The organism is Mycobacterium attenuatum (genome assembly GCF_900566085.1).
GTDB classification, from domain to species: Bacteria; Actinomycetota; Actinomycetes; order Mycobacteriales; family Mycobacteriaceae; genus Mycobacterium; species Mycobacterium attenuatum.
The window spans coordinates 62844-71383 of sequence record NZ_UPHT01000170.1; the positions used below are offsets into that span (position 1 = coordinate 62844).

Sequence of the window (8540 nt, forward strand, 5' to 3'; positions counted from 1 at the left end):
CTCCCACCCAAACCGCGTCTGCGGACTCCGCACGCGAAGCATTGCTGGGGTTACGCGCCGAGATCGGCAAGGCCGTCGTCGGACAGGACGGCGTGATCAGCGGCCTGGTGATCGCGCTACTGTGCCGCGGCCACGTGCTCTTGGAAGGCGTTCCGGGAGTGGCGAAGACGCTGATGGTCCGGGCCATGGCCGCCGCGTTGCAACTGGAGTTCAAAAGGGTGCAGTTCACTCCCGACCTGATGCCCGGCGATGTCACCGGATCGCTGGTCTACGACTCACACACCGCCCAGTTCACCTTCCGGCCCGGCCCGGTGTTCACCAATCTGCTGCTTGCCGACGAGATCAACCGCACCCCGCCCAAGACGCAGGCCGCGCTGCTCGAGGCCATGGAGGAGCGCCAGGTCAGCGTCGAAGGCCAGGCGAAGCTGCTGCCGGACCCGTTCATCGTCGCGGCCACGCAGAATCCAATCGAATACGAAGGCACCTATCAGCTGCCCGAGGCCCAGCTCGACCGTTTCCTGCTGAAGCTCAACGTCACCCTGCCGCCGCGCGACTCCGAGATCGCCATTTTGGGCCGGCACGCCCACGGCTTCGACCCGCGCGATCTCTCGGCGATCAAGCCGGTGGCCGGCTCTGCCGAGCTGGCCGCCGGACGCGACGCCGTTCGCCAGGTGCTGATTGCCGACGAGGTATTGGGCTACATCGTCGACATCGTCGGAGCCACCCGAGCCTCCCCCGCACTGCAGCTCGGCGTGTCACCCCGCGGGGCGACCGCGCTGCTGGGCACCGCCCGCTCGTGGGCGTGGTTGTCCGGGCGCAACTACGTCACCCCCGACGACGTGAAGGCCATGGCCCGCCCCACCCTGCGGCACCGGATTATGTTGCGTCCGGAAGCCGAGCTCGAAGGCGCCACGCCCGACGGCGTCCTGGACGGAATACTGGCCTCGGTTCCGGTGCCCCGCTAGTGATCCTGACCGGACGCACCGGACTACTGGCGTTGATCTGCGTTCTGCCGATTGCGCTGTCTCCCTGGCCGGCAAAGGCTTTCGTCATCTTGCTGACGGTGTTGGCGACAGCCGTGGTCATCGACATGCTGTTGGCGGCCAGCACCCGCAAGTTGCGCTTCACCCGGTCCCCGGACAGCTCGATCCGACTGGGTCAGCCCGCAGCCGCGGGCTTGTCCATCCACAATGACGGCCACCGCCGGTTCCGCGGCCGGGTGCGCGACGCCTGGCCGCCCAGCGCCCGCGCCGAGCCGCGCAGCCATCCGGTCGACATCGGCCGCGGCGAGCACCAGCAGGTGACATCCCAGCTGCGGCCGGTTCGCCGCGGAGACCAGCGCGCGGCCGTGGTCACCGCCAGGTCGTTCGGGCCGCTGGGCCTGGCGGGCCGGCAGAGTTCGCAGCCGGTGACCGGTAAGGTCCGGGTGCTGCCGCCGTTTCTGTCACGCAAGCACCTGCCGTCGCGGCTGGCCAAACTGCGCGAGATCGACGGGTTGTTGCCGACGCTGATCCGCGGTCAGGGCACCGAATTCGACTCGCTGCGTGAATATGTCGTCGGTGATGACGTCCGTTCGATCGACTGGCGGGCCACGGCCCGTCGCTCCGACGTGATGGTGCGCACCTGGCGGCCCGAACGCGACCGGCGCGTGGTTCTAGTGCTCGACACCGGACGGATGGCTGCGGGGCGCGTCGGTGTCGACCCGACTGCCGCCGATCCCGCCGGGTGGCCGCGGCTAGACTGGGCGATGGACGCCGCGCTGCTCCTGGCGGCACTGGCGTCGCGGGCCGGTGACCACGTCGACTTCCTGGCCCACGACCGGGTGAGCCGCGCGGCCGTGTTCGGAGCGTCCCGCACCGAACTGCTGGCCCAACTGGTGGACGCGATGGCACCGCTGCAACCGGCGCTCGTCGAATCAGACTGGTATGCAATGGTGTCCACGATTCTGCGGCGCACCCGGCGCCGGTCGCTGGTGGTGCTGCTGACCGACCTCAACGCCACCGCCCTGGACGAAGGGCTGCTGCCCGTGCTGCCGCAGTTGTCGGCCAAACACCATGTGGTGGTGGCCGCCGTCGGCGACCCGCGCGTCGACCAACTGGCCATCGGGCGTTCCGACGCGGCAGCGGTATACGACGCCGCGGCCGCCGAACGCGCCCGAAACGACCGTCGCGCCATCGCGTCACGGCTACGCCACAGCGGCGTGGACGTCGTCGACGCGCCACCCTCCGACATCGCGCCGGCGCTTGCTGATCGGTATTTGGCGATGAAGGCGACAGGCCGGCTGTAGTTCGGCCGCGAAGGTGAACGGCGCAACGCCCGCGCGGTGTGTCGCGTCGCCAGACCGACCGTCGCGGGCCGGGATCAGCTGGTGGGCACCACGTCCGGAGCGTCCTCGATGTCGCCGGTCTCCCCGGCCTTGGCGGCGCGACGGCCGAAGTAGAAGATGTAGGAAACGAACGCGGCCTCGGCGATGAGGCCGATGGCGATGCGTACGAAGGTCGGCAACGGTGACGGTGTCACCATCGCTTCGATCAGCCCGGAGACCAGCAACACCCCGACCAGGCCCACGGCCACCGACACCACACCGCGGCCTTGCTCGGCCAGCACCTGTCCGCGCGGCCGGTCACCGGGCGCGATCACCGACCAACCAAGCCGCATCCCGGTTGCGGCGGCGAGGAACACCGCCGTCAGCTCGAGCAGCCCGTGCGGAATCAGCAGGCCCAGCAGCAGGCCACCGCGGCCGGCCGCGAACATCAAGCCGGCGATCACTCCCACGTTGGCCGCGTTCTGAAAGAGCACCAACGGTATCGGCAGGCCCAGCACCACCGACATCGCGATGCACTTGGCGGCCACCCAGGAATTGTTCACCCAGACCTGCAGCGCAAACGCGGTTGCCGGGTGCTCGCTGTAATACGACGCCACGTCGTGATTGACCAATTCGTTGATCTCAGTGGGAGTTCCGATGACCGACTGCACCTCCGCACTGCCGGCCACCCAGAAAGCGATGAGCACCACCACGGCGAAGAACGCCACCGCCGTCGCCAACCACCACCGCCAGGCCCGATAGGCGACCACCGGGAACGACAGCGTCCAGAACCGGACGAAGGTGCTGGTCAGCGGCGCGTGCGCACCGGTGACCGCGGCCCGCGCCCGGGCGACCAGGCTTGACAGCCGTCCGATCAGCAGCGGATCCGACGACACCGACCGCAGCATCGACAGGTGCGTGGAAACGCGCTGGTACAGCTCGACGAGCTCGTCGATCTCGGCGCCGGTCAACGAGCGACGTTTTTTGACCAACTGATCGAGGCGATCCCAGGTGCCGCGGTGAGTCAGCAAGAACGCGTCGACGTCCACCTGGGTAGCGTAGTACCGCGGCCGCAGCTGGAATCGGTGATGGTGTCCCCGCGACAAAGAGCGGTAGCTGATACAGTGCTCGCGAGCAGGCACAATGGGTGAGGTCGTTACCGAACGCCGTGAGCTGTGGACAACCATGAATGGTAGATCTCTGGCGCATAGCCGCGGTGCGTACGGATGAAAGAGGCGTTGCTTAATGCCCGCGATGTTCCGTCGACGTCGGCATGGAATTTTCCCAAGCTCTCGACACCTCAGTAAAGGAGATTCTTGAGCATGTCTCCATTGCGGCGCGCCGTGATGTCCGAAAGCAGCCGCAGCGCCGCCGAAATTGATTTGACCCGTGCGAAAGCCCGGCTTGCCAGCTCGCGGCGGCGCAAATGTGCGGCTGCCGCCGCGTTGGGCTCTTTAGCGCTAGCCAGCGGAGTTGCCGGAGCCATTGATAAACCCATCAACGCCCACGATCGCATGGTCAGCGTAGGTCGACTTACCGTCAGATTGAGTGGGCATAACAGATTCAAGCTCGATACCTGCAGCAGCAACAACAATCTGACCAGTGAGGAAGACGCTGCCACCTCCATCAGCTCCGCAAATAACGTCGACGAGTCAATGCCGCCCGCGAAAATGAACAATTACGGAACCAATCTATTCCTGGTTCCGGCTGATAATCTGCCGCCCGAGTTCCCGGTCGCCTACGCCAATGGATCTGACGATTCGAGCTCTTCGTATGGTGATTATGATAACGATTCATCAGAGGAACCTCCGCAGTTTCCTGGCAATCTGGCGGATGTCCCGGCAGGAGTTTTCGATGACGATAGGCGTCTCTTTGTCAATGGTATGGCGGTAGACCGCTATGACTTCACACACAATATGAACGCGTTCTTGCCGCCCGAAGAGGATGAAGGACCTAACCCTTTGGAGAATATCAACTAGCGCCGCGTGACTTAACCGGCTTGATGGTGGCTCACGATCATCGTGGACGCCAATTGCGCCCGTATTGGGTCGAACGTGCAAGTATCCGATTGATGAGGTTGTGCCGGTACGCCCAGGTGCCCAGGGCGACCCTTGGGAGACGCGGCCCCGGTCGGCGGCCGGCCACGTTCGTCAGGACGCATAGTAACCACGGAACTGGCACTTTTACACGGCCATACGCAGGTCTCAGGTCCGATTTAAGCATATTTGCCGATGTTTTACGCCGTCGCGGCCGAAAGACTATGCGAGTGCTTCAGATCCGCACGTATGCGCGGCGCTGAGACGCTGCGGCGTGGGGCCGGCGTTCGGGTCTCTATCCGTTGTGTGGTCCGAAAGCCGGTCATCGCATAGTGCGTACACGCAAGATCAGTGGCCGTTCGTCTAGCTAATTTTCCAAACATGAGTACGTGGCTATGTCCTGGCTATGTTGAAGTGAGAGCAGAGGTGTGAGGTGGACATTATTGTCGAGCCGTTTCGCGTCGGTCATACGGGCGCGGTCTTGGCTCTGTTTGTCGATGCGCTGAATCCCTATTACGGAGGTGATCATGTTGCTCATTTCAATCGCCTCGTGGAGGCGTACCTCAACGATAACGTGGATGAACGCGGCTATAATTCGACACGACAGGTTGGCCTAGTCGCCAGCTGTCCGCGAAGCGGCGGCGTCATTGGCTTCCTGAACTACGCGGTAAAGCGCCAGAACACAGTCAAGCTCAGCCCGCTTATCGTACATCCGGAGGCTCGACGGCGCGGAGTAGGGCGTCGCCTCCTTGCCTACATGGATAGGATGCTATCCGATGCCGATATTACGGTAAGGAATATCTACTGCACCATTGACAAGCATAACCGTCCGGCGGTTAACTTCTTTACCCGTCAAGGTTACCGAGTCGTGGGGTCTTCGCGTGATCAGTATTTGAAAGGGCACTGCGAACTCATTCTCCAACTTCCTACACCGGTGACCAACTCAGCATTGGCTGCCGATGCCGCGGATATCTCATTAATCCGCGCCGAGACCGAAAGACATTGGGAACAGTTCGCTAGCAGAGCGACTTCGTTTGCCTCTAACGAAGCTATTCGGCATGAGGTTTTGCAGATTCAAGCGGCGGCTCGACGCGTTCCGTATGACGTGGAATCGAAGCCAAAGGTGGTTTATCTCGCCTACCACGGCGACGAATTGGTCGGCGCGCTCGTCTTATGCCCAAAGAAGGGCGGTTCGAGCAAGATCTCGACAGCATTCTGGAAGGACGAAGCGACATTCGACGCGCTATTGCTTGCGTTGGAGAAGGTCGACGAATTTATCGAGACCGAAGGACGAGTGTATATTCACCTTCCAGTTTCGCCGGGCCTGGTCGGGATCATGCAGGCCCGCGGATGGCGGCTGGACGCGCTCATCCCCGGTGTCGACTCAGAGCAGTTGGTTATCGGCCAATGGAGTACTAATCGTCGTGAGTCACGGGCTCTGATTGGCTGCGAATGGCCGGACTATCACCTTGAATTGCAAGAGGTCATCCGCGACCGGGAATGGAACACATTCGAGACACCACAGGAACTGGCTATCAGCCTTATGGCGGAAGTCGGCGAACTTGCCCAAGAGCTGCAATGGAAGTCTCGCACTGATCGCCGCGAACTCGACGTCCGATCCATAGCTGCGGAATTGGCTGACATCTACAACTACCTGATTCGGCTGTCGTGGCACCTCGATATCGACTTAATGCAGTCATGCTTCGACAAGCTTGTGGAGGTTCGGGAGAAGTACCCTGTCGCCGTTGCAAAAAATAGCACGAGAAAGTACACCAAATTCGCATGATGGCCGAATATCCGCATGTCCAACGTCCGAAGATCTTTGTCGCAGCGCCATTTAGCAATTATCTAAATGTCGATGGCGTCTTCGATCGCAAATTTAGGCAGGAACTCGAGCAATTCTACGCTTGCCTCGCAAGCGCGGGTTTCGAATATTTCTCCGCGCAGGTAAACGAGGATTGGGGATCTTCGCCATTGGCGCCCGCGGAGTGCGTTCCGATCGACCACAAAGAGCTGGTTTCGTCCGACGTGGTTGTTGCGGTGCTTGGAATTCCACCGTCGCTCGGTGTTGCGGTCGAACTCGGTTGGGCCAGCGCACTTCAAAAGCCAATCTTGATTCTCGGCACCGCGATCGACTCGAGCTCGATGATCGCCGGGCTGGACCGTGTTACCAACGTACGATTCATCGACAGGGACCTGGGCATTGACGTAAGCGGCAGGGATCTGGGCCGACTCGTTGTCAGCCGTCTGTTACCGGACTGACGCAACGAGCGCTAGGGGGCGATGTGATACGCTAGACCCTACACTTCCTCATTAGCGAGCATTCATTTAAGCTGGATTGGGAGATGATACGGGATACGCATAACAATGAGTTGGAAGTGCAGGTCTGCAACACGACTTATGCAGCCGACGATACGGACATCCAACGCCAACTATTTGACCAGCATTATCGGCAGCTGCTCGACCATTGTCCCGATGTAATATTGGTGCACGTAAACGGTCGACTAGTATATGTCAACCCCACCGGGACAAAGACACTGGCGGCAGCATCGCAAGATGAACTCCTCGGCCGCCGGATCACCGAACTTGTGCACCCCGAATCGGTACCGGACATGATGGCACGCATCGGTTCTCTGCGCGAGCTTGGGGACACCTCAAATCCGGCACAAGAGACTTTGCTGCTCTTGGATGGCAACGCATTGGAGGTGGAAGCGACATCAGTGTTGACCGTTTGGAACGGCAATCTCGCGTATCTGGTGGTCCTGCGCGACCTCAGTAGGCAAAAGGCTGCTGAAAAGGCATTGCGCTACCAGGCAGCTCTTGTCAATCATGTCAGCGACGCCGTCATCGCAACCACCCACACCGGTATCGTCACCAGTTGGAATCCCGCTGCCGAGGCGATTTATCGTCGCCCGGCGGCAGACGCATTAGCGCGGCCGGTTAGCGAAGCAGTTGGTGCGCCGCTTTACCCCCATGAAGTCGTCGCTGACGGCGGTCTGTTGCACACTACCCACCGCACATCCGACGGGGCGGCCCTGGCCGTTCAGGTGGCAGTGACCGCGATGGATAGCGGTTTTGTGCTGGTGTGCAGCGACGAATCCGTCTGGTGTCGAGCTGAGCAAATGTTCCAAAGCGTCATCTCTTCACTGGTCGAGGGCGTGGTGGTGCTGAGCCCTGACGGTGACGCTGAGTTGGTGAACCCCGCGGCACTGAGGATTCTGGGCATCGATTCCAGTGACTGTCTTTATGACCCGGCCACCCGAGTCGTAAAGATTCCCATTTATGACCACCAGGGCCGGGCGGTCGGCCCCGACCCGGTCGCGCTGATCGAGATCCTCCGAACGCAGGGTATTGACAGCGGCTCGATCTTCGCCGTGGAACGTCCGTCCGATGGGAAACTGACATGGGTATCGGCAAACATCCAACTGCTTGAACCCGATTACCCCCAAACATCTTCGGTGCTGATTTGCTTTCGTGAGATCGACCGGTCCCCGGTAGCCGGCGCGTGCAGCTGACACGGTGGCTAAGGTTTCCCGGCCATATCACGCATTGACGCGATCTTGATGGGCACTGGCGCCGTTTCATCATTCTCGCCATCTGACCCGATGCGCAGTTGCCACCTGGATTAGGTCATTTCGTTAATGCCTGGTTTCATGCCGAAATGAGTCAAGGTTTTGGCCTGGGCATCTAGCATCCCCAGGGAGAAGGTCTAGGTGGTGCCGTTGATGGCGATGGTGGCGCTGCGCAGCGACCGTAGCTGCTTGACGACTTGGCGATGGCCATCATCCCAGTCTTGTCCTGAATGGCGTGCGCCACGGCCAAGGCGGTAAACACGATGCTTGAGTGCGCTTCAATCGAGCCGCACAGGTACTCGAATATCGGCCGGCAGGTCGGTCTTGGCCATCCGAAATGAGCACTCAACGTGCCAAAGCTCGCGGTATTTGCCGATCACATCCGTCGGTGGACATGTGTGCGGCGTCGGTATTGGTGACATAGCCTTTGACCTGAGTTGGGTCACTTTGGACATTTTCTCAAGGTTGCAATGCGCTGAGCTGGGGTGATGGTTCGGCTTAGTGCACTCGTTAGCCTCGATTTTTCGCGCCGGTGGGGTTCGGGGGCGCTGAGCCACGAAAAGTGCTGAGCGGTAGCTATTTTTGGGCTTGGGGTGTGTTTAGCCTGCCCGTGTCGCCGGGGTGGGC

The 8540-nt window shown here is 61.3% G+C and carries 6 protein-coding genes and 2 pseudogenes; 6 read left to right on the forward strand and 2 right to left on the reverse strand.

The window, feature by feature from the left end; genetic code table 11:
• Positions 1-4: 4 nt before the first annotated feature.
• A pseudogene (locus tag EET13_RS27025) lies at positions 5-965 on the forward strand (AAA family ATPase); the annotation flags it as partial.
• Positions 965-2287, forward strand: coding sequence for a DUF58 domain-containing protein (locus EET13_RS27030; RefSeq protein WP_122445121.1), 1323 nt, complete (start codon positions 965-967; stop codon positions 2285-2287). The pseudogene EET13_RS27025 and the gene EET13_RS27030, both read left to right, overlap by 1 nt.
• A 74-nt stretch (positions 2288-2361) precedes the next feature.
• Here EET13_RS27030 and EET13_RS27035 read toward each other — a convergent pair whose 3' ends face one another.
• Positions 2362-3354, reverse strand: coding sequence for a stage II sporulation protein M (locus EET13_RS27035; RefSeq protein WP_122445122.1), 993 nt, complete (start codon positions 3352-3354; stop codon positions 2362-2364).
• 273 nt (positions 3355-3627) lie between these two features.
• On the opposite strand from EET13_RS27035, the gene EET13_RS27045 reads away from it, so the two are divergent.
• The 4 genes from EET13_RS27045 to EET13_RS27060 all read left to right on the forward strand — a co-directional run bounded on the left by EET13_RS27045 (position 3628) and on the right by EET13_RS27060 (position 7856).
• The gene (locus EET13_RS27045; protein WP_136623267.1) at positions 3628-4284 is read left to right on the forward strand and encodes a hypothetical protein; all 657 of its coding nucleotides are present in this window, start codon (positions 3628-3630) and stop codon (positions 4282-4284) included.
• Positions 4285-4774: 490 nt separating this feature from the next.
• Positions 4775-6127 (forward strand): GNAT family N-acetyltransferase, encoded by a 1353-nt coding sequence (locus EET13_RS27050; RefSeq protein WP_122445125.1) that lies wholly within the window; start codon positions 4775-4777, stop codon positions 6125-6127.
• On the forward strand, positions 6124-6603 hold the full coding sequence (locus tag EET13_RS27055; RefSeq protein ID WP_122445126.1) for a nucleoside 2-deoxyribosyltransferase: 480 nt from the start codon (positions 6124-6126) through the stop codon (positions 6601-6603). The genes EET13_RS27050 and EET13_RS27055 overlap by 4 nt, the downstream gene beginning before the upstream one ends.
• A gap of 116 nt (positions 6604-6719) precedes the next feature.
• The gene (locus EET13_RS27060) at positions 6720-7856 is read left to right on the forward strand and encodes a PAS domain-containing protein (RefSeq protein ID WP_244604136.1); all 1137 of its coding nucleotides are present in this window, start codon (positions 6720-6722) and stop codon (positions 7854-7856) included.
• A 197-nt stretch (positions 7857-8053) separates the two neighbouring features.
• Here the strand turns inward: EET13_RS27060 and EET13_RS33015 are convergent.
• Positions 8054-8345 (reverse strand): annotated as a pseudogene (locus EET13_RS33015) (IS1634 family transposase); the annotation flags it as partial.
• Positions 8346-8540: the final 195 nt, after the last annotated feature.

Coding starts and splice junctions, on each gene's coding strand:
- EET13_RS27045 (WP_136623267.1), top strand. CDS start 3,628: ATGTCTCCATTGCGGCGCGCCGTGATGTCCGAAAGCAGCCGCAGCGCC.
- EET13_RS27055 (WP_122445126.1), top strand. CDS start 6,124: ATGATGGCCGAATATCCGCATGTCCAACGTCCGAAGATCTTTGTCGCA.